Origin of the sequence: Shewanella decolorationis S12 (assembly GCF_000485795.1) — a bacterium.
Classification (GTDB): Bacteria; Pseudomonadota; Gammaproteobacteria; order Enterobacterales; family Shewanellaceae; genus Shewanella; species Shewanella decolorationis.
On sequence record NZ_AXZL01000065.1, the window covers coordinates 55,212 to 76,426 of the forward strand.

The following is a 21,215-nucleotide window of genomic DNA, read 5'->3' on the forward strand; positions in this document are numbered from 1 at the left end:
TGCTTCCTAAAACACAAAGCCGAGCAGTTGCTCGGCTTTTATCTATAGGCTTCACACTCAGCTAGGCATAGGTATCAATCGATTCGCCTTGACTCGCCTCACGGGCGCGCTCCTTGGCTGACTCATTCCGCTCTTCCACCTTGGCTGGCGCAGGCTGAGCTTGTAACGCAGCGGTTAGAGATGAACGGTTGACGGCATAGCTATGCGCTAACATTGAGCTGCTTGTACTGATATTCATCGCGATCCCCTTCTCGACTTAGGCTCAATACCCAAGCTCAAAACTTAGCCTAGAAGCCAATACTTAACTAACGCTTAAGCTTTCGTCACTGTTTGCTCGGATATTTCTAGGCGCATTCTGAATAGTTACCGCCTACACAACCATATATCCCCCTTGTGGCATCCAGCGCACAATGCCACAATGCGAGCAAAATCAATGCGTGCCAACGGCGCCCCTCGATAGGAGCATCATCTTGACCCTTTTTGGTATAAAAAATTGCGATACAGTGCGTAAAGCCCGTAAATGGATTGAAACCCATCAACTTTCGGTCAACTTCCATGACTTTAGGGAAGATGGATTAGCAGAAAAGGATCTTCAGCATTGGTGTCAAATTGCCGGATGGGAAACCGTCTTTAATAAACGCAGTACCAGTTTCCGCGCCTTGAGTGATGCTGATAAAGCGGATATCGACCAAACCAAAGCCATTCAACTGATGCTCACTCACCCGACGCTGATCAAGCGCCCTGTGCTCACCGTGGGTGAACAAGTGCTGGTGGGCTTTAACGAAACTGAATATAAGAAGGTGTTTTCCCTATGACGCACGCTTCGAAAACTGGGCCGGTTACCGAACTGACTAAAGAGTTAATCGCCCGTCCCTCGGTCACACCGCTGGATGAAGGCTGCCAAACCCTGATGGCCGAACGTCTTGCCGCCATTGGCTTTAATATTGAGCCCATGGTCTTTGAAGACACCACCAATATGTGGGCGCGTCGCGGTAATGCAGGCCCCGTATTTTGTTTTGCCGGCCATACCGATGTAGTGCCCGCGGGCGATTTAAGCCGCTGGCATACCCCGCCTTTTGAACCAACCATTATTGACGGTTATCTTTATGGTCGCGGCGCCGCCGACATGAAAGGCTCGCTGGCGGCGATGATCGTTGCGACCGAACGTTTTGTGGCTAAGCACCCAAATCATCCCGGCTCGATTGCGTTTTTGATCACCAGCGATGAAGAAGGCCCCTTTATCAATGGCACCACAAGGGTTATCGACACCCTAGAAGCCCGCAATGAAAAAATCACTTGGGCGCTAGTGGGCGAACCCTCATCGACCCTAAAACTCGGTGATGTAGTCAAAAATGGTCGCCGTGGTAGTCTCACCGCCAACTTAACCGTTAAGGGCATTCAGGGCCATGTGGCCTATCCGCACCTTGCGGATAACCCAATCCACAAAGCCGCACCGTTTTTAGTTGAGTTAAGCCAAACCCATTGGGATAATGGCAACGAATTCTTCCCGCCCACCAGCATGCAAATCGCCAATATTAATGGCGGCACGGGCGCATCGAACGTGATCCCAGGCACCCTAGAGGTCATGTTTAACTTCCGTTATTCGACCGAAGTGACCGCCGAGATATTAATCGAGCGTGTGGAAGCCTTATTGACCTCCCACGAACTGGATTATGACCTCAGCTGGACCTTCAACGGCCTGCCATTTTTAACTGGCGAAGGCCCATTGTTAGACGCGACCCGCCATGCGATTCGTCAGGTCACTGGTTATGATACGGATCCGCAAACCACCGGCGGCACCTCTGACGGACGCTTTATTGCACCAACGGGCGCCAAAGTGTTGGAACTCGGCCCAGTGAACGCCACTATCCATAAAGTGAATGAATGCGTAAAGGTCGATGATCTAGAGCAGTTAGCCCTGTGCTACGAATTGATTTTGGAACAGTTACTGTGTTAAACGCGACGCCACGCTTAAGGAATACTGCCCAGCTGTATGGAATAGAGAGCGGGGTAGAAAGTGATGTAGCTAGCGGTTTAGACATGGGCTTAAACTTATCCGCTGCTGTAACACAAGAGTCAGCGCAGAGACTGCAACTGGTCGAACTACTGAGTCCCCATCACCCGAGCGAAACTCGCTTTAGGTTGGAGGCTCAAACCGCCCTTGCCTTTAAGGCGATGGCCGACAGTACCGCTAAAGATGGGATAGCTCTCGCGATTTGCTCGGCCTATCGTCCTTTTGACCGGCAACTCGCCATTTGGAACGCCAAGGCCAGCGGTAAGCGTGCAGTGCTCGATATCAACGAACAGCCCGTGGATATCAGTCCACTCAGCGATGATGAATTAGTTGATTTGATTTTACTCTGGTCGGCATTGCCCGGTGCGTCACGCCACCATTGGGGCACGGATATCGATGTATTTGATGCCAAGCAAATCGAGGTAAAATCCTTGCGTTTAGTGGAAGCCGAATACACTGACAGCGGCCCCTGCGCACGCTTGCACCAGTGGCTACTCCAGCACGCTAAAAACTTTGGGTTTTATTTTCCTTTTCAACGCGGTAAAAGCGCCGTCAGCGCTGAGCCATGGCATATCAGCTATTTCCCCGTGTCTCAAACCCTGTTACCCCAATTTGAGGTGCAGGCCTTAGCGCAGGTTATCCAGCACAGCGATATGTTGCTTAAAGAAGCGGTGCTCGCCCGCTTACCAACCTTAGTCGCGGAATATGTACATCGAATTGCAAAGCCTTAAGGTTTCGCAATTCAACAACTTGATGGCACCTTACACTCAGTTCTTGTCTTAAAAAAAGTAGGTTTTATGGATTTTTCTTTATACAGAAAACAACTCAACATCGCTGGTAGCCAACTCAGTTACCTCGATATAGGTTCAGGCCCGGCGCTATTATTTGGCCACAGTTACCTCTGGGATAGCGCCATGTGGGCGCCACAAATTGTTAGCTTAAGTCAACAGTATCGCTGCATCGTGCCCGATCTCTGGGGACACGGCCAATCGGATGCCGTCCCAGCAAGCTGCAACAGTCTGTTAGACATCAGTGAGCATATGTTAGCCCTGATGGACGCCCTTGATATCGAGCAATTTACGGTGATCGGCTTATCCGTGGGCGCGATGTGGGGCGCAGAACTCGTGCTTAGTGCGCCCGCCCGTGTCAATGCGCTGGTGATGCTAGACAGTTTTATCGGTTTTGAGCCTGAGATCACCCGCGCCAAATATTTTGGCATGTTGGATATGATCGAAGCCGCAGGCAGCATACCTGCGCCGCTTATCAGCGCCATTTCACCACTATTTTTCGCCGATAATGCCAAAGCGAATAATCCCGAATTAGTTCAGCGTTTTGAAGCCTACTTGGCAGCCCAAACGCCAGAGACTATCCCGAGCATTGTTAAGCTTGGGCGGATAATTTTTGGCCGCCGCGATACTATGGAGTTTGCCGAACAATTTACCTTACCTTGCTTAATCATGGTGGGTGTAGAAGACAAGGCGCGCAATGTTTTAGAAAGTTACTTGATGAGTGATGCCATCGATGGCAGTCAATTAGTGCACATTCCTAACGCTGGGCATATTTCCAGCCTAGAACAAGCAGAATTTGTCACTGAGCAACTATCTCTATTCCTCAGCCAAAACATCTAGTCTCATCGAGATATCGAGAGCATGGCCCCATGCTCTCACATAAAATCATTCAAATTGACTAGCGCTTGTTGACGATTTCGAATGTCGTCAAATTGTCCATCGACCACAAAAGACGAGGGATAAAACTGATAAGCCGCAAATAGCATACGGTCACAGTCAACGATAAATGTACTTGCTAGATTGTCTCTTTATGCTGGTTTTTAACACCTCAGCTTCCGAAGTTATGATGAACTAGTAATGCGAAGTTTGCCTTGCATAAACAACAAGCAACATGGCAATTAAAAAATCCAGATACCCATCCCCTTCAATGTTTTTATCATTAAATGGGATTTAACATCACATTTTGTTAAATCCATCTCAAAAATGTTAAATCAGCGTGAAAACCCCAAATATTCAACTACCTTTATAACTGTATTCCCTCAAAAAGGTTTTTTAACATGAGAAAAAGTACAGTTGCACTGGGCGTGTTAAGCGCACTCTATATTCCTTCCCTATACGCTAATGTTGAAATAAACGGCTTTGCCTCCATTGTTGCAGGTTCAAGCTTATCCGATGATAAAAGTTACTACGGTTATGATAAAGAAATCGACTTTAATAACGATTCAAAAGTAGCTCTGCAATTTGCAGCCGATTTAGGCGGTGGTTTACGGGCAACAGCACAAGTTCTCTCCCGTGGCAGTGACGATTATAGTGCGGAGTTTGAATGGGCTTATATTTCCTATGACATTAGCGATAAATTAATGCTGATGGCAGGAAGACAGCGCTTTAATCTTTACAAATATTCCGATTATATCGATGTTGGCTATGCCTATCATTGGATAACGCCACCTAGGGGAGTTTACTCATTGCCCTTTAATTCTGGAGAAGGTGTAGGTTTAGTTTATTCAGATATATGGGGTAATACCGAGGTGGGTTTAACCTACAAGTATATTACGACATCCGTATCAGACTACGCGCCTGTCGGTTCATCAACGCCCCCAGCGCCCTTTTCAGCCAAGGGCCATATCATGAACTTTAACTTTATCACTTCAGGTTTTGAGTATGGGTTAAATGTTGGAGTCGTAACGGATTTTTCATATGAATTACCCGCACTGCTTGGCTTAGGTGACGCCATATCCCAAACGGGGTTATTCGATCAGCAAGTTGTAGATGATTTACTCGCGATAGATGATAGCGCGCTACTGATTGGCGCAAACGTAAAATATGATGCTGGAAAATGGTTCGTACTGGCGGAATACACCCGAATTGACGTCGATCCAAGTAGCTTTAACATCCAAGATTCAGCGTTTGTCTCCGCGGGTATTCGTTACCATGATTTTACCTTCCATTTAACCTATGGCATTGATAAAGGCGACCCACAATATGATGCCTATGATGCTATGCTGCCAGTCTATAATGCGCTACCACCAGCCAATCAAGCTGCACTCGCGCCATTAGTGATGGGAACGAAAGCCGCATTAGAAGCACAACAAGAAGACAGCTCCTATTACATCATTGGCACCCGTTGGGATTTTCATCCCTCTGCGGCACTCAAACTCGAATATACCAATTACAGCAATGATAAGCCGTCCTCCGATGAGCAACTGTTGAGTATGGCTATTGATCTTGTTTTTTAAGGAGTGATTTATGAATTTACCTAAAACAACAAAAAAACTGCTAAAGCCAGTAGGCTTGAGTCTGCTCCTCTTGCTCAGCCCTTGGGTCCAAGCCGAAATTGCTGTAGTGGTACATCCATCCAACGCCTCAGAAATTACTGCGGCAGATATTTCAAGAATTTACTCAGGCAAGCTCAAGACCTTTGCTAATGGCGGTACGATAGTTGCGCTCGATCAGGCCGAAGGCTCGCCAGTCAGAGAAGCCTTTGTCAAACAGATCCTGAATAAGACGGAGAGTCAGCTAAAAGCGTATTGGTCAAAATTGGTATTCTCGGGTCAAGGTCAACCCCCCAAAGTGGTGGATTCAAGTGCAGAAATATTGAATCTGGTTGCAGCAAACCCCAATATGATTGGGTTTGTTGATGCCGCTGAGGTCACGCCTAATGTCAAAGTCGTGGGTAAATTTTAACTCTTGACTAACCTTCAACTATTGATGCCTTCTTTCGCTAGAAGGCATCAATATCACCATTCTGTGGAAAACCCGCCAATAGTTGTTTGCCCCTATCTTTTGCCATTGAACATGGCATCGAATAGCCATAACCAATTAATTTTATTTAATAAACAGTAACTTTTACTCGTGGTATTTTGCAGATGAGTTTTTTAACATCGCCAACAAACCTGAGTTTAAACTTAATTGGATAGACCAGAGGCCACGATTTTACTGGTATACTCAAGCGCAAAAAAGGTGCGGCTTGCATCATTTAGGGCAAAAGACATTTTAATATGTCCAATAAAACAATAGGTTAAAATGAAATTACTCAAACCCTTATTCGATAATAACCGCCGCTGGGCCGGACGCATCAGTCAAGAACACCCTGATTTTTTTGAACAACTGGCAAAACAGCAAAACCCTGAATATCTCTGGATTGGTTGTTCTGACAGTCGAGTCCCTTCTAACCAAATCATCGATTTAATGCCAGGCGAAGTCTTTGTTCACCGCAATATTGCTAACATGGTGATCCACACCGATCTTAACTGTCTATCAGTACTGCAATACGCCATCGATGTGCTTAAAGTGAAACATATTATGGTGGTGGGACACTACGGCTGCGGTGGTGTACGTGCCGCAATGGGTAATCAGCGATTGGGTTTGATTGATAACTGGCTCGGCCATCTTCGGGATGTATATCGCATTCATCATGATGAATTAATACAAATGGATGAAGCTAAACGCTTTGACCGCTTATGTGAACTCAATGTGATTGAACAGGTTTCCAACGTCACCAGCAGCACTATCGTGCAAGAAGCCTGGGCTCGCGGCCAAGAATTGGCTGTCCATGGTTGGATTTACGGTATCGACAATGGCCTATTAACGGATCTTGACGTCACGGTTGATCGCGCGCAAGTCGTATAAATGCTCATACCGCGATCGCGATAGCGGTTAACACCGAGATTGCATGACAAGGTTACAACACAAAAACCTGCCACTGTGCAGGTTTTTGGTTTTACGCCTTAAAGATAAAGACCAGCTATGCATTTACGAGGAATGGCCAAAATCTATCCCAAGGTGGCCATTTCACTTCATCGCGTTAGACAAGATTTATCATTTCATTCACCTAATCTTGCTAAGTGAGCAAAAACTAAGCTCGAAATCTCAACATGACCTTATTTTCATCAAGAAAACATCGCAAGGGATCTTTTGCCCAGTTATAATCCGCCAGTTAATTGCAGCGCGACCATGCGCCACAAATTCTAAGGAGATACCTTCCATGCCCGGTTTTGAATTATTTGGTCCAGAAGAAAAGCAAGAAGTCGCCGATGTGATGGAGCACGGCTTTACCTTCCGTTATAACTTCGACCATATGCGTAATGATCGCTGGAAGACTCGCGATATGGAGCAACTGCTCTGCGAGAAAATGAATGTTAAGCATGCGCATCTGTTATCAAGCGGTACTGCCGCGCTGCAAACGGCGATGATGGCCGCAGGCATTGGCGCTGGCGATGAAGTTATCGTGCCACCATTTACCTTTGTTGCGTCTGTAGAAGCCATCTTCATGGCGGGTGCAGTACCGATTTTTGCCGAAATCGACGAGACCCTGTGTCTATCACCTGAAGGCATTGAAGCGGTAATCACTCCACGCACAAAAGCGATTAACTTAGTGCATATGTGTGGCTCTATGGCCAAGATGGACGAAATCAAAGCCATTTGTAAAAAGCACAACCTCGTATTACTTGAAGATGCCTGCCAAGCCATTGGTGGCAGCTATAAAGGTCAAGCCCTAGGCACTATCGGTGATGTCGGTTGTTACTCTTTCGACTCTGTTAAAACCATCACCTGTGGTGAAGGCGGTGCGGTGATCACCAATAACACCGAAATTTACGATAACGCCCATCAGTTTTCCGATCATGGCCATGACCATATTGGTAAAGACCGTGGCGCCGAGTCACACCCGATTATGGGTCTGAACTTCCGTATTTCTGAAATGAATGCGGCCTTAGGTTTAGCCCAGTTACGTAAACTCGATACCATTATCGATATTCAACGTAAAAACAAAAAAGCCATTAAAGATGCTATGGCGAGTATTCCTGAAGTCAGCTTCCGCGAAATCCCCGATCCAGAGGGCGATTCCGCTGGCTTCTTAAGCTTTATGCTACCAACAGAAGTACGTACCCAAGAGATCAGCAAAAAATTGGCTGAGAATGGCGTTGACGGTTGCTTCTACTGGTACGTGAACAACTGGCATTATCTGAAAAACTGGAAACACATTCAGGAGCTTAAGGCCCCTGCTGCGTTACCAATCACATTAATCGCCGACCGACCTGACTATACTCAAATTTCTGTGCCAAAATCTGATGCCATTATGAGCCGCACCATTTCCATGCTCATTAAATTGTCTTGGACCGATGCTCAGATTGCCGAGCGTATTGAAAACATTAAGAAAGCATTTGCCCAATAATAAAAGGGAGTTTTTGCAATGAGTTTTAAAAATTTTAAAGTAGTTGAAAAGATGATCTTCGGTCGTGGCTCTTTCGCCCAGTTAGATGACGTCTTAGCTGCACAGCGTAAAGCCGACGATGACTTCGTGGTATTTTTAGTCGATGACGTTCACCAAGGCAAACCACTCGAAGCACGCATCCCTGTGAAAGCCCAAGACTTACTGATTTGGGTTAACGTAGATGATGAGCCAAGCACAGTGCAAATCGATGCCCTGACAGAACAAGTTCAAGCTTTCAATAGCAAACTGCCAGTGAGCGTCGTCGGTTTAGGTGGCGGTTCAACCATGGACGTAGCGAAAGCGGTATCGCTGATGCTGACCAACCCAGGCGGCTCTGCCATGTACCAAGGTTGGGATTTAATCAAAAACCCAGCAGTTCACCACATTGGTATTCCAACGATTTCAGGTACCGGTGCAGAAGCATCACGCACCGCAGTATTATGTGGTCCAGTGCGTAAACTGGGTTTGAACTCAGATTACACAGTGTTCGACCAAATCATCATGGACTCTGAGTTAATCGACGGCGTTGAAACGGACCAATGGTTCTACACCGGTATGGATTGCTATATCCACTGCGTTGAATCATTAGAAGGTACCTTCTTAAACGAATTCTCTAAAGCCTATGCTGAAAAAGCCATGGAGCTTTGCCGCCAAGTGTACTTAGAAGATCACCCAGAAAAAGACGACAAGCTGATGATGGCGTCATTTATGGGCGGTATGAGTATCGCTTACAGCCAAGTGGGTGCATGCCACGCGGTATCTTACGGTCTGTCTTACATCCTCGGCTACCACCATGGTATCGGTAACTGTATCGCCTTCGACGTGTTAGAAGAATTCTATCCAGAAGGTGTGGCTGAATTCCGTCTGATGATGAAGAAGCACAACATCACTCTGCCGAAGAACATCTGTAAAGATCTGCCAGATGAAACCATCGCGAAAATGGTTGCCGTGACTAAGAGCATGGGTCCATTATGGGCAAACGTGTACGGCCCAACATGGGAAGAGAAAGTCACTGACGAAATGTTGACTGCCCTGTTCCGTCGCATTTAAGCTCTCAAGCAGAGGACAAGGGCTCGTTGTGAGCCCTTTTGTCTATCTACACTGCATATCTTTGATAAATTAGGATAATTTAATGAATGTGACTCTGTTAATCCCGGCGCGTTACGGTTCAAGCCGCTTCCCGGGCAAGCCCTTAGCCCCGATTAACGGCAAGCCGATGATCCAACACGTGTACGAACGCGCGTCGTTAGCCAAAGGCCTCACCAATATTTATGTTGCAACCGATGATGAGCGTATCAAAAGTGCCGTTGAAGGCTTCGGTGGCAAAGTGGTCATGACCAGCCCTGATGCGGCATCGGGCACAGACCGTATCAATGATGCGATTAACCAATTAGGTTTGAAGGATGACGATCTGGTCATCAACCTTCAAGGTGACCAACCGCTTATCGACCCGACTTCCATCGAGCAAGTGATCAGCCTCTTCGAACGTCACCCCGGCGAGTTTGAAATGGCGACCCTCGGCTATGAAATTGTCAACAAAGCTGAACTTGACGATCCTATGCATGTGAAGATGGTCTTCGATAACGACTATTACGCGCTGTATTTCTCCCGTGCACGTATTCCCTTCGGCCGTGATACTAAAGATTATCCAGTTTACAAACACTTAGGTGTTTATGCTTACACCCGCAGATTCGTACAAGCCTTCGCCGCCCTGCCATTAGGCCGCCTTGAAGATCTGGAAAAGTTAGAACAACTGCGCGCCCTAGAACATGGCCATAAAATCAAGGTCGCTATCAGTGCCTTCGACTCAATTGAAGTTGACACACCAGAAGATATTCGTAAGTGTGAGCAGCGTTTAGCCGTTGATTAATCAGGGCGTTGCTCAATAAGGAGTTGTTATGTCGAGCTTAGAAGTGTGGATCATTATTATTTTGGTGGTCGGGGTGATTGCCAGCAATCTTGCCGCACTGAAATACAGTGCCAAATTCAAACTGCCACAGTTTGGTCAGCACGATAAAGAGAAACAACTAAAATCCGACATAACTCAACCTCCAAACGAAGCCGATGGTAACGAAACGCAAACTCCAGATAAGTCTTCGAATCAGTCCAAATAAACCAAGCTTAGCATTCATCTTGATCTCCCCTCACAAAAAGGCGCATAGGCGCCTTTTTGCATTTCTTACCATCCTATTCAATCGTAGTTCAGATTTTGTAAACTCAAGTGATTCATCCATAAACTTGCGGTTAGCACAAAGCTACAATTAACATTCGCGCATAAAAAACCAGCCGAAGCTGGTTTTTAATATCAACGAGTTAAGCAGTGTTTACGCTATGAAGATAAAGCCAAAGAACGCAATCACGGCGGCTATAAGCGCATAGGGTAACTGTGTCACCGCATGGCTTACTAGGTTACACCCCGAGCCTTGGGCTGCTAATACAGTGGAATCTGAGTAGAAGCACGCTTGGCTACCAAATGATGACGCCGATAACAGCGCACCAATCACTAATGGAATATCTGCACCAACCGATTGCGCCAGTGGCATCACAATTGGGATTGTCACCGCAAAAATACCCCAGCTCGATCCCGTGGCAAAAGCTAAGATCGCCATTGATAAAAACACAATAGCAGGCAACATTTTAGGCGTCATAAATGGGCTTAATGACTCAATCACATACTGTGGCAGCAGCAGCGCATCACATACATCTTTAAATACGAATGCAGCGATTACGGTACCTATCGCGGGCAACATGCTCTTAAAACCATCGATCATCTGATCCATCATTTCTGACAGTGGCATTAAACGCTGCACCGCATAGTAAGGCAGAGTGACGACCAGTGTAGCTAATAGTCCTTTCCACACGTCGATTTCAAAATAAACGGTAAAAGCAACCAAGAGCAGGATAGGCACCAAGAAATTGTGCAGCTTGCCCTGATTATCGGCATGCTTAAACTCTTCTTCAATCGCAGCAATCGCGTATTCGTCAGAGGTTTGTACTTGGTCTAAATCGACCTGTGCTTCTGCTGGTTCACCTTTTGCTGCGCGCAGCTCGGCTTTTTTCATCGGACCAATGACTGGCACAACACCTAATACCACCAGTAGCACCATGGCCACGGCTAACCAAGCGTAAAGCATGTAGGGAATCGCCTGCATATATACGCTAATGCCCTGACCTTCTGCCGCCACACCGTTATCGACCAGCAAGCCACCAAAGAATACTGCCCAGGTGGATAACGGCACTAATACGCACACAGGTGCTGCGGTGGAGTCAACTACATAGGCCAGCATCTCACGGGACACTTTAAACTTATCGGTCACACGTTTCATGGTTTCACCCACGGTTAACGCATTCAGATAGTCATCGATAAAAATCACAATCCCGAGAATAAAGGTCATAAACAGGGAGGATTTAGGGCCTTTGGCAAATTTCAGTGCATTGCGACCAAACGCCAGTGCACCACCAGTCCGCACTAACAGGGCAATTAACGCACCAAAACAACCACAGACTAAAATCAACCAACCGATGGTTTCATCGGCCATGACTTTTAATGAAGTACTGGCGAAATTATTTAAAACTTGCGACGGATCGAGTAACAAAAAGCCAGTTACCGCACCAATGATCAAAGAAAGGATGGGGCGGCGTAACCAAACGGCCAACACCAATACCACCAAAGGTGGAATAAGACTTAACGCTGTCGGTTCAGACATGCACTTAGGTCCTCTAAATAAGTCGCCTAAAAGGCAAAAGTTTTTAGAACAGCGCCTGAAATCACCTCGATAACGGACGCCAATATTGCTGCTTCATGATGACTAACTCCGCTGATAAAACCTGCTAAAAGCTTGTTATCTTAGGTGCCTTGCCGAAAACATCGCGCAGAAAATAAAGCGCATCGAATAGCGAGTCAACTATAAATTTATGCTAACAAAAAATAATTTTTGATACCGAAACAAGAAGTGACGCATCAATATGATTTTAAACAACTTTAAGTTAGAATAAAGAAATCTTTATTTGACCTTAAATGCTTAATAAGCATTCAGTTAATCTGCCTAAATATCAAAAAATCGCTGAATACTCGATAAAACCGCATTAACTCAGATCACCGCCAGTAAATCAGCGGTTAAGCAAAAACTGATTAACAATTTTATTAACATTTAACCTCTGAGTGGATTTTCAAGTTTCTAAAAAGTGAGCCGAAGCTTAAGCGAGCCGCTTGATAGTCGCAAAGGCTATCCCCACTGAAACGGGTAGTTCAATAGTTTTTAAAAGTTAGAGTTTTCAGCATATATGACTTGTTTTAATTTATTTAAAGCTTAGTTAAAGCATATTTAACTGGCGAGTTTGATAAAAAAAACTTGTTATTTGTGCTCAAGCCCCCTTCCTTAAGCCAGATAATTTCGTTATGGTGCACAAACTTAAGCCTAAATTAACTGCATGTTTCGAGGTGTAAATGCGCCCTATCATCAAGTCCAACAAGTTGGATACTGTTTGCTACGACATCCGCGGCCCAGTGCACAAGGAAGCCAGACGTTTAGAAGACGAGGGACACCGCATCCTCAAACTCAACATTGGTAACCCCGCCCCCTTCGGTTTTGAAGCGCCGGAAGAAATTGTGCGCGATGTGATCCTCAATCTCCCCAGCGCCCAAGGCTACTGTGAGTCAAAAGGATTATTCTCTGCCCGCAAGGCAATTGTGCAGCATTATCAAGCACAGGGCATTCATGGCGTCGATATTGAAGACATCTATATCGGTAATGGTGTGTCTGAGCTGATTATGATGGCCATGCAGGGCTTATTAAACACCGATGATGAAGTGTTGATCCCCTCACCCGATTATCCACTGTGGACCGCAGCGGCAAATTTAGCCGGCGGTAAAGCGGTACACTACCGCTGCGATGAAGACGCAGATTGGTTCCCAGATCTTGATGATATTAAGAGCAAAATTTCGTCCCGCACCCGTGGTATTGTGTTGATTAACCCAAACAACCCAACGGGCGCGGTTTACAGCAGAGAATTACTGCTGCAAGTTATCGAGCTCTGCCGCGAGCACAACCTGATTTTATTTGCTGATGAAATCTACGATAAAATTTTATATGACGAAGCCAAACATATTCCGGCCGCAAGCCTATCTGACGATATCTTAACAGTAACCTTTAATGGTCTCTCAAAAGCCTACCGCGCAGCGGGCTTTCGTGTCGGTTGGATGATGTTGTCTGGCAATCTAAAAGCAGCCAAGAGCTATATCGAAGGGTTAGAGATGCTCTCCTCGATGCGCCTATGTGCCAACGTACCGAATCAACATGCGATTCAAACCGCACTCGGCGGTTACCAAAGTATTAATGAGCTGATTTTACCTAGCGGCCGCTTAACCGTGCAGCGCGATACCTGCTATGAGTTGTTGAACCAAATTCCCGGTGTGAGTGTGAAAAAGCCTAAGGGCGCGCTGTATGCCTTCCCCAAATTGGACATGAAGAAGTTCAATCTCAGGGATGATGAACGCTTAGTACTCGATTTACTCAGGGATAAAAAAATCCTCCTCGTACATGGCAGCGCCTTTAACTGGCCTGAGCCGGATCACTTAAGAGTCGTGTTTTTACCCTATAAGGAAGACTTAACTAAAGCATTGACTGAGTTTGGTCATTTCCTCGAGAGCTACAAGCAATAGTGCTGTGGCCTTATATCCAAATCGGCTAAAACGTTAATCTCGACTAAAGCGATCCTCAGGGTCGCTTTATTTTTTAGCGAGCGCAAAAACTCTTCAATCATGCCACTCACTTATCCCCTTGCCTGTGTTAGGCTAAAGCTTAATTGCCGTACTTTTTCTCGCACATTTTTTACCGAGTTAAATCACGCGTAATCCCGCATTCATTTAAAGGAGCATTATGAGCCATTTATTTGCCCACCTCGCCCGAATGAAACTTATCCAGCGCTGGCCCTTAATGTACAACGTGCGCACCGAAAACGTTCAAGAGCATTCACTGCAAGTTGCCATGGTGGCACATGCCTTGGTGATTATCAGTAATCGGAAATTTGGTACGACACTCGATGCTCATCAGGCGACGAGTTTAGCGATTTTCCACGATGCCAGCGAAATCTTAACTGGCGATTTACCGACGCCAGTAAAGTACTTTAATAAAGAAATCGAAGCCGAGTATAAGAAGATTGAGGCCATTGCCGAGCAGCGCATGCTCGATATGGTACCCGATGAATTTAAAGAGGATTATCGCAGCTTATTTATCAGCGATTACGCCGATCCGATTTACAAAGCCATAGTCAAATCCGCCGATACCCTGTGCGCTTACCTTAAGTGTCTAGAGGAAAATCGCGCAGGCAATACTGAATTTAATACCGCGCGCAAACGCCTCGAAGCCATGTTGGCGGCTAATCCTAATCCGGCGGTGAAATATTTTATGGATTGCTTTGTGCCAAGTTTCACCTTGAATTTAGACGAAATTAACAAGATGTTGTGATGTATCACTCTCGCTAGGAATGCATATGAGCTCAAGTGTTTGGCAAGAACGCCGCCATGGCGAAGATAAACAAAGACGAAATGATCATCGAAGCCCTTTCCAAAGGGACAGGGCAAGGATCCTCCACTCCGCCGCCTTTCGCCGCCTACAGGCCAAAACCCAAGTACTTGGGGTGGGCATGAATGATTTCTATCGCACGCGCTTAACCCATTCACTCGAAGTGTCACAAATCGGCACGGGCATCGCGGCGCAGCTCAGCCGTAAGTATCCCGAGCATAAGCCTTTATTAGGCTCGATGAGTCTGCTCGAATCCCTCTGTCTTGCCCATGATATTGGTCATCCGCCCTTTGGCCACGGCGGTGAAGTCGCGCTCAACTATATGATGCGCCACCACGGCGGCTTTGAAGGCAATGGCCAGACCTTTCGCATCCTCTCGAAACTCGAACCCTATACAGAGGCCTTTGGGATGAATCTGTGCCGCCGCACTATGCTCGGCATTTTAAAATATCCCGCGCCGCAATCACTGTTGTTTGTGCCGGGATCACATCCTGAAATCACCAATCACAGACAGCTTAAACCGTCACAATGGCCGCCTGTTAAAGGCATATTCGACGATGATAACGACATTTTCGATTGGGTATTGGAACCGTTATCCGTTGCCGATAGAGCGCGCTTTACCTCTGTTCAGCCGAGCCAGCAGCCAAACTATCCGCATCTACGCACTCAGTTTAAATCCTTCGATTGCTCGATTATGGAGCTTGCAGATGACATCGCCTACGCGGTGCACGATCTTGAAGATGCCATTGTCATGGGCATAGTCACCGCCTCACAATGGCAACAGGATGTGGCGCCGACACTTAAGCACAGTGGCGATCCCTGGATCCGCCAAGAGCTTGCCGATATTGGCACTAAACTCTTCTCCCATGAACATCATCTGCGAAAGGATGCCATCGGCACCTTAGTGAATGGTTTTGTCACCGCCATTATCATCAACGACGATCCAGCCTTCCAGGAACCGTTGCTGCGGTTTAATGCCAGCCTCGAACCCGAATTTGCCCATGCGCTCAATGTGCTAAAGCAGTTAGTGTTTAAATACGTTATCCGTAAACCCGAGATCCAAATGCTGGAATACAAGGGCCAACAGATTGTAATGGGGCTCTTTGAGGCGTTTGCCTCGGATCCTGAGCGCTTATTGCCACTAAATACCCAAGAACGTTGGCGCACCAGCGAGCAGCAAGGCCAAAACAGCCACAGGGTGTTGGCGGATTATATTTCTGGCATGACGGACGAGTTTGCCGGACGACTTTACCAGCAGTTATTTAGCCCCAAAGCTGGTTCCAACGTGGAGCTCAGTAAAGAAATGTAGCGCTGTTCAGGCAGTAAAGAATCCACCTCCTGAAGAAGGTGGCTTTGTTTTAACCCCCTAAAAGGGGGCCTTTATTCAAGAGCAAGTTGACCCTGCTCTTGCCGCTCTACTTTCTCTTGATGCCTAACGTATCTACGGATTATTTCCTCGTTAATTCCAATCGAATCGACGAAGTATCCTCTCTGCCAAAAATGATTTCCCCAAAGTTTATTCTTACGTAGGTAAGGAAATTTACTGAATATTTTCAAAGCTATCTTACCTTTTAACGCCCCCATTAAATTCGATATAGATATCTTCGGAGGTACCTTCACCACTAAATGAACATGGTCAACTTGAACATTTAGCTCCATGACTATGCATCCCATTTGATGGCAATAAACCTGAATACATCGATAAACCTCTTTTCCGACATTACCTTTCAATATCCGAAAGCGGTACTTTGGTGTCCAGACTATATGATATTGACATCGCCAGAACACATGCGATGCTTGCTCGTATCTACTCATGTTATTTGCCTCTTTTGACTTCGCTAAAAATCAAAGATGCATTTAACATGGGTAGGTATACAGGCAAAGCCTCAAATGATGATAACCACCTACTGAAGTAGGTGGTTTTGGGCTAAAAACAAAAACAGGCGCAGCGCACTGTGTTGCAAGGGGTTGCACTCTTGGGCGCAGGCGCCTTGTTTATGTTGATCCCTGGCATATTTCAACTGGTCGTGGGATGGAGTTTATTGATAGGCTCGATTCTGTTCTTCAGTGGCGCAGGTATGTTATTTCCGACATTAACCTCAGCGGCGCTAGAGCCGTTCCCACGCCAAGCAGGTATTGCGGGTGCCCTACTCGGTGGCCTACAAAACTTCGGTGCGGGACTCGCTGCCTTAACTATGTCGCTCGTGCCAATGGGCGGCCAGTTAAGTATTGGTTTACTGAGCGCGCTGATGGTGCTGCTAGTGATTGTCGCCTTGCATTATGCAAGGGATCAAAACGATACCCACCACACCCTGTTGCCGCAAAATCCATAGTAGGCAGGTTGCGAGTAATGCGAGTAATAAAATAGCCCACAGATGTGGGCTATTTTATTAGTGGCGATTAGAGAATACGTCTGAGCAGGAAATCTGCCTTTAGCCTTCTAATGCGATTCATAATCTTCTTCACTGGCGCGGGATAGCTTTGTAAGGTATCTACTTGGCTGTAGTGATACAGGCGTTGCGTGTGTTCGAGGATATGGCTTTGTTCGGCCTCAAATTGCGCCTTCCAGCTACCGTTTTCATCGTGAATGAGCAACCCATTCTCTAAATCCAGCGCCCATGCTCTTGGGTTTAAGTTTGAGCCTGTGATCAAATGCTTACGGCCATCGGCACTGATCCCCTTGAGGTGATAGCTATTGATGCCATGTTTCCACAGATGAATATTAAGCTGACCATTATCGATTGCCCATTGCTGACGCTTAGCAAATTTACGCAGCGATTGCTCATAGAGATACGGCAAGGCCCCTATGGTAGAAAAATCCTGCTCGGGCGGAATGTAAAAGTCATTCGCCGTTTTATCCCCTACGACTATGTCGATTCGTTTGCCTTTACGCAGGTGCTTAGCCAAGGCTCGCACCAAAATATAGGGAGGATTAAAATAAGGCGTACAAATAAATAACCTGTCTTTTGACTCTTCCACCATGGCAACCACGGCTTTATTCAGCAGATTATGTTTGCGACCTAATCCCAGCAAAGGGGTAACACGGTTGCCAGTGCGTGTCGCGTCAAACTCATACTGCGCTTGGGATAGTCTGAGTTTAAAACTACGAACATCGGTTTTTGGGGGCAAAACTTCTTGCTGCGGGTCTTGAGTGAGCGAAGTAACCGCCGGATCGGCAATAATGTAACGCTGGATCATAGCGCGCATGCTGCGCGCTAACTCGGCCGACGCTATCACATGGTAACGGTCGAAACGGTATTTATCGTTTTGTTGTAGATAAATATTATTCAGGCTGGCACCGCTGTAAATCACGGCGTCATCGATCACAAAGCCCTTAAGGTGCAGTACGCCCATAAACTCACGGGATTTGACCGGCACACCCATAATGTCGATAGGATGCTCTGCCTCTGCCATGACCTTGCGGTACATCAAATAATTACCGCTGTCGCCCTTATGACCAATCAAGCCGCGTCGGGCACGATGGAAATCGACCAAAATCTTGACATCCAATGCAGGATTATTTGCCTTAGCCGTCATCAAGGCCTGTAAAACTTCACGCCCTGCCTCATCATCCTCAAGATAAAGCGCTGCAATATAAATGCTGTTCTTGGCATTTTCGATACGGCTAAGCAATTCTGCCTTAAACCGGCATGGAGTAAGCAACCACGTTAAAGCCTCGGGTTGAACGGCTATTCCACCAAGCTTATCTAGCAAGGCATCCTCCTTTAAACATGCTGACCACCCCGATAGGAAGCACTTGGGGTCAGTGACAAAAACATCACAGCAATTTGGGTTAATTCTGGATAGGCTTCTGTCACTGCCAGCCTGATCGTTTGTTCTACTTTAAGATGGATATCAGGGTCGACCGGAAACCAAAGCAATTCGATTTGGACAAAACGCTGATCAATTCTGCCATTACGGTAGCTGATGCTTGGGATCCAATCTAATGTAAAACTCTCTGCATTACCTTTACATATAGCCGCCAAAGACTGCAGTAATGTTTGGCTAAGCTCTGCAACAACTGCCTGTGGCAAGCCGCGCATACTAATATGAGGCATGGTTTTAGTGGTTACCTGAGATCCTAAAATCGTAAGGGGTAGAAATTACCGACTTCACAGCCACTCGGCAAGCCTTTTCGACGAAAAGAGCGCAGTAAGCAGCCTATTTTGCTGCTAATTTGACCTGGAGCGACGCATGGGGAATGCTCGGTATCAAATTGCTGCAATGAGGCTTAAACCTGTCTAATGACAATGCGTTACTGGTATAAGCAAGGCGTGTTGACCTTTGAGATTAGATTTTACTCGTTAATACCAGTTTATATCCGTAAAGCGAGGAGCCATAAGCATTGGCCGTACGCAAATAATAAATGTGTTTGCCTCTACAAATATGCGAATGAGCTTGCCTTTACCAAGCGTTTTATGGAATTTGTGCTGCGTTATCATCCCATTAAAATAACCACCCAACACAGACTTGGTACTGAGATAGCCAATAACGCCTTAAACGTCGATATCATTTAGTCGCGTAAAATGATGCGCTTAATCACAAAAAATCTGTTAGCCGAAGGGCAAGCGTGCCAAGCCTGAATGTTTTAGCGTAAACTAAAGCGCCAAATGCCGAATAACCAAACACTATGAACAAAAAAATTTTACTGACCCTTGCCCTCACCCTAGCCTTAGCTTGGGGCATTTTTCATTTTAAAGCGCAGCTAGGCTTACTGATTTTGCCGCTTTTTATCGGATTAGTGTTATTTGTCACTCTAAGACTGTATCGTTTGATGGAAAAAGACGATGGCAGTAATGACCGCTAATCATCCCTCTATATCATAAGGTAACGTGCAATACTGACATGGAAATGTTATCCCCAAACCTCATTCACTCCCGTGTAATGCCCCTAATACTGGCAGTATTAGTAACCAGTTTATCCCCTTCGAGTGTATTAGGGGCGTCCCCCACAATTAGCCAGACATTGCTTGCCAAGCAAATCGCAGATATTGCCCCGCGTCATTCGCAAGTCGCTTTGCTGGCCCGTGATTTAAGCACTAATACCCTGTTATACAGCCAGCAAGCCGATACCTTATTTATCCCCGCCAGCACACAAAAGGTACTGACCGCTGTAACTGCAATGGCCAGCCTCGGCCCTGATTTTCGTTATGTCACTGAGCTTTGGAGTGATGCGCCTATTCGCCAAGGTCATATTGCGGGCAGTGTTTATCTGCGTTTTAGCGGCGATCCAACACTGACTCAGGACGATCTTAAGGCCTTGTTTGCCCATCTACAAAAACAAGGCATAAAAAGAGTTGAGGGACATCTCTATCTAATCGGGGATAAACAAGAGCAATTACAAGCACCTGGCTGGGTGTGGGATGACCTTGGGATTTGCTTTGCCGCGCCAGTGTCGAGTTATATCATCAATCAAAACTGCGTTTACGGGCAGTTTGCCCCAAGCTCAGCCAAGCATGCTTCTGAGGTCAAATTAAGGGCATCGAGTTTTGGGGTGAAAGTGACTAGCGAAGCAATATTCTCCCCACAAGCAGGTCATGATTTTTGCCAGCTCGATTTAGTGCGCCTTGGCCAGAATCAGTATCATCTTCGGGGCTGCTATCCCGGCAGTGAAGCGATACCACTAGCGATTGCCATTAGCGATCCCGAAAAATTTGCCATGGACACCCTAACAGCGACGCTCAAGGGGGAAATGTCACTCTCAGGTAAAGTGAAGATAGGCAAGACCATCCCTTCTAAGGCAAAACTCATTGCCAGCCATAGCAGCGCGCCCTTACCTGAGCTACTCAAAACCATGCTGCTGAAGTCGGATAACCTTATCGCAGATAGCCTGTTTAAACGTGTTGGGCAAGAGTATTACAAAGCCCAAGGCAGCTTTACTAATGGTGCAGCGGCCATGCGCCATATTCTGACAGAGCTTGGGGTTGATTTAACCAACGCCAATATTGTCGATGGTTCAGGGCTTTCTCGCTATAACCTGTTGAGCGCAAAACAATTAGCCGATGTGCTGGCGCTCATTTACCAAGATGCTCGCTTTCACAGCCTCATTGACAGTTTGCCCGAAGCCGGTGTCAGCGGTACACTGCAATACCGCTTGGGATACACTAAACCGCCCTTAAAACATCTTGTGTTTGCCAAGACAGGTTCGATGCAGGGAGTCGCCAATTTAGCTGGCTTTATGCGTTTAGCGCAGCGGGATATTCTCTTTGTCGTGCTCGAGAATGGCATAAGCCCTGAGACCAAAAAGCAACGTAAGCCCGCCTTTAGCGCCGACTTTTTAACTCTGTTGCTTAACGCCATCGAAACTCAAACCCAAGCCAGCCAAACAACGGCCACCGAGCTCAACACCCTTAAGTTAAGTGATTAATATCCAATAACGTGCATAGCAATATGAAAAGTATTTAAAAGAAAAAAGCACTGAATATCAGTGCTTTTTGTTAGGCTAAATCGAATTTTAAC

Annotated in this window: 21 protein-coding genes and 1 pseudogene; 17 read left to right on the forward strand and 5 right to left on the reverse strand. The window is 46.4% G+C overall.

The window, feature by feature from the left end; genetic code table 11:
* Positions 1-61: 61 nt before the first annotated feature.
* The gene (locus tag SHD_RS22050) at positions 62-238 is read right to left on the reverse strand and encodes a hypothetical protein (protein WP_167330621.1); all 177 of its coding nucleotides are present in this window, start codon (positions 236-238) and stop codon (positions 62-64) included.
* Between the two features lie 172 nt (positions 239-410).
* Between SHD_RS22050 and SHD_RS10145 the strand changes: the two genes are divergently transcribed.
* The 11 genes from SHD_RS10145 (at position 411) to SHD_RS22285 (ending at position 10,347) form a co-directional block, all read left to right on the forward strand.
* Complete coding sequence (locus SHD_RS10145; protein ID WP_023267022.1) at positions 411-815, forward strand: ArsC family reductase; 405 nt, start codon at positions 411-413, stop codon at positions 813-815.
* Positions 812-1,957: a succinyl-diaminopimelate desuccinylase gene (gene dapE / locus SHD_RS10150; protein WP_023267023.1), complete on the forward strand. Its 1,146-nt coding sequence runs from the start codon at positions 812-814 to the stop codon at positions 1,955-1,957. The genes SHD_RS10145 and dapE overlap by 4 nt, the downstream gene beginning before the upstream one ends.
* A gap of 83 nt (positions 1,958-2,040) precedes the next feature.
* On the forward strand, positions 2,041-2,745 hold the full coding sequence (locus tag SHD_RS10155; protein WP_052031010.1) for a M15 family metallopeptidase: 705 nt from the start codon (positions 2,041-2,043) through the stop codon (positions 2,743-2,745).
* A gap of 66 nt (positions 2,746-2,811) precedes the next feature.
* Entirely contained in the window at positions 2,812-3,642 is an 831-nt protein-coding gene (locus SHD_RS10160; RefSeq protein ID WP_023267025.1) for an alpha/beta fold hydrolase, read from the forward strand.
* Positions 3,643-4,079: 437 nt separating this feature from the next.
* On the forward strand, positions 4,080-5,258 hold the full coding sequence (locus tag SHD_RS10165) for a porin (RefSeq protein ID WP_023267026.1): 1,179 nt from the start codon (positions 4,080-4,082) through the stop codon (positions 5,256-5,258).
* A 10-nt stretch (positions 5,259-5,268) separates the two neighbouring features.
* The gene (locus SHD_RS10170) at positions 5,269-5,706 is read left to right on the forward strand and encodes a substrate-binding domain-containing protein (RefSeq protein WP_023267027.1); all 438 of its coding nucleotides are present in this window, start codon (positions 5,269-5,271) and stop codon (positions 5,704-5,706) included.
* A 339-nt stretch (positions 5,707-6,045) separates the two neighbouring features.
* Positions 6,046-6,651 (forward strand): carbonate dehydratase, encoded by a 606-nt coding sequence (gene can, locus SHD_RS10175; RefSeq protein ID WP_023267028.1) that lies wholly within the window; start codon positions 6,046-6,048, stop codon positions 6,649-6,651.
* A gap of 355 nt (positions 6,652-7,006) precedes the next feature.
* Positions 7,007-8,194 carry an 8-amino-3,8-dideoxy-alpha-D-manno-octulosonate transaminase KdnA gene (gene kdnA, locus SHD_RS10180; protein WP_023267029.1) on the forward strand — a complete coding sequence of 396 codons (1,188 nt, stop codon included), beginning with the start codon at positions 7,007-7,009 and terminating at the stop codon, positions 8,192-8,194.
* Between the two features lie 18 nt (positions 8,195-8,212).
* Positions 8,213-9,283 (forward strand): 3-deoxy-alpha-D-manno-octulosonate 8-oxidase KdnB, encoded by a 1,071-nt coding sequence (gene kdnB, locus SHD_RS10185; protein ID WP_023267030.1) that lies wholly within the window; start codon positions 8,213-8,215, stop codon positions 9,281-9,283.
* Between the two features lie 82 nt (positions 9,284-9,365).
* The gene (gene kdsB, locus SHD_RS10190; RefSeq protein WP_011622622.1) at positions 9,366-10,103 is read left to right on the forward strand and encodes an 8-amino-3,8-dideoxy-manno-octulosonate cytidylyltransferase KdsB; all 738 of its coding nucleotides are present in this window, start codon (positions 9,366-9,368) and stop codon (positions 10,101-10,103) included.
* Positions 10,104-10,131: 28 nt separating this feature from the next.
* A complete protein-coding gene (locus SHD_RS22285) occupies positions 10,132-10,347 on the forward strand; it encodes a DUF2897 family protein (RefSeq protein ID WP_023267031.1) in 216 nt (71 codons plus the stop codon).
* A gap of 210 nt (positions 10,348-10,557) precedes the next feature.
* Here SHD_RS22285 and SHD_RS10200 read toward each other — a convergent pair whose 3' ends face one another.
* Complete coding sequence (locus SHD_RS10200) at positions 10,558-11,940, reverse strand: Na+/H+ antiporter NhaC family protein (RefSeq protein ID WP_023267032.1); 1,383 nt, start codon at positions 11,938-11,940, stop codon at positions 10,558-10,560.
* Positions 11,941-12,680: 740 nt separating this feature from the next.
* Between SHD_RS10200 and SHD_RS10205 the strand changes: the two genes are divergently transcribed.
* The 3 genes from SHD_RS10205 to SHD_RS10215 all read left to right on the forward strand — a co-directional run bounded on the left by SHD_RS10205 (position 12,681) and on the right by SHD_RS10215 (position 16,066).
* On the forward strand, positions 12,681-13,895 hold the full coding sequence (locus SHD_RS10205) for a pyridoxal phosphate-dependent aminotransferase (protein ID WP_023267033.1): 1,215 nt from the start codon (positions 12,681-12,683) through the stop codon (positions 13,893-13,895).
* 217 nt (positions 13,896-14,112) lie between these two features.
* On the forward strand, positions 14,113-14,700 hold the full coding sequence (yfbR, locus tag SHD_RS10210; RefSeq protein WP_023267034.1) for a 5'-deoxynucleotidase: 588 nt from the start codon (positions 14,113-14,115) through the stop codon (positions 14,698-14,700).
* A 25-nt stretch (positions 14,701-14,725) separates the two neighbouring features.
* A complete protein-coding gene (locus tag SHD_RS10215) occupies positions 14,726-16,066 on the forward strand; it encodes an anti-phage deoxyguanosine triphosphatase (RefSeq protein WP_039978086.1) in 1,341 nt (446 codons plus the stop codon).
* 71 nt (positions 16,067-16,137) lie between these two features.
* Here SHD_RS10215 and tnpA read toward each other — a convergent pair whose 3' ends face one another.
* Positions 16,138-16,572, reverse strand: a complete 435-nt coding sequence (gene tnpA / locus SHD_RS10220; protein ID WP_039978090.1) for an IS200/IS605-like element ISShes8 family transposase — start codon at positions 16,570-16,572, stop codon at positions 16,138-16,140.
* Between the two features lie 140 nt (positions 16,573-16,712).
* On the opposite strand from tnpA, the pseudogene SHD_RS10225 reads away from it, so the two are divergent.
* A pseudogene (locus SHD_RS10225) lies at positions 16,713-17,090 on the forward strand (multidrug efflux MFS transporter EmrD); the annotation flags it as partial.
* A gap of 67 nt (positions 17,091-17,157) precedes the next feature.
* Here the strand turns inward: SHD_RS10225 and pssA are convergent.
* Together pssA and SHD_RS10235 are read right to left on the reverse strand one after the other, a co-directional pair.
* Positions 17,158-18,471, reverse strand: coding sequence for a CDP-diacylglycerol--serine O-phosphatidyltransferase (pssA, locus tag SHD_RS10230; RefSeq protein WP_023267039.1), 1,314 nt, complete (start codon positions 18,469-18,471; stop codon positions 17,158-17,160).
* An 11-nt stretch (positions 18,472-18,482) separates the two neighbouring features.
* The gene (locus SHD_RS10235; RefSeq protein ID WP_011622704.1) at positions 18,483-18,815 is read right to left on the reverse strand and encodes a DUF1904 domain-containing protein; all 333 of its coding nucleotides are present in this window, start codon (positions 18,813-18,815) and stop codon (positions 18,483-18,485) included.
* 572 nt (positions 18,816-19,387) lie between these two features.
* On the opposite strand from SHD_RS10235, the gene SHD_RS22055 reads away from it, so the two are divergent.
* Positions 19,388-19,564 (forward strand): hypothetical protein, encoded by a 177-nt coding sequence (locus SHD_RS22055; RefSeq protein ID WP_011622703.1) that lies wholly within the window; start codon positions 19,388-19,390, stop codon positions 19,562-19,564.
* A 38-nt stretch (positions 19,565-19,602) separates the two neighbouring features.
* On the forward strand, positions 19,603-21,123 hold the full coding sequence (gene dacB, locus SHD_RS10250; protein WP_052031007.1) for a D-alanyl-D-alanine carboxypeptidase/D-alanyl-D-alanine endopeptidase: 1,521 nt from the start codon (positions 19,603-19,605) through the stop codon (positions 21,121-21,123).
* The last annotated feature ends 92 nt before the right edge of the window (positions 21,124-21,215 follow it).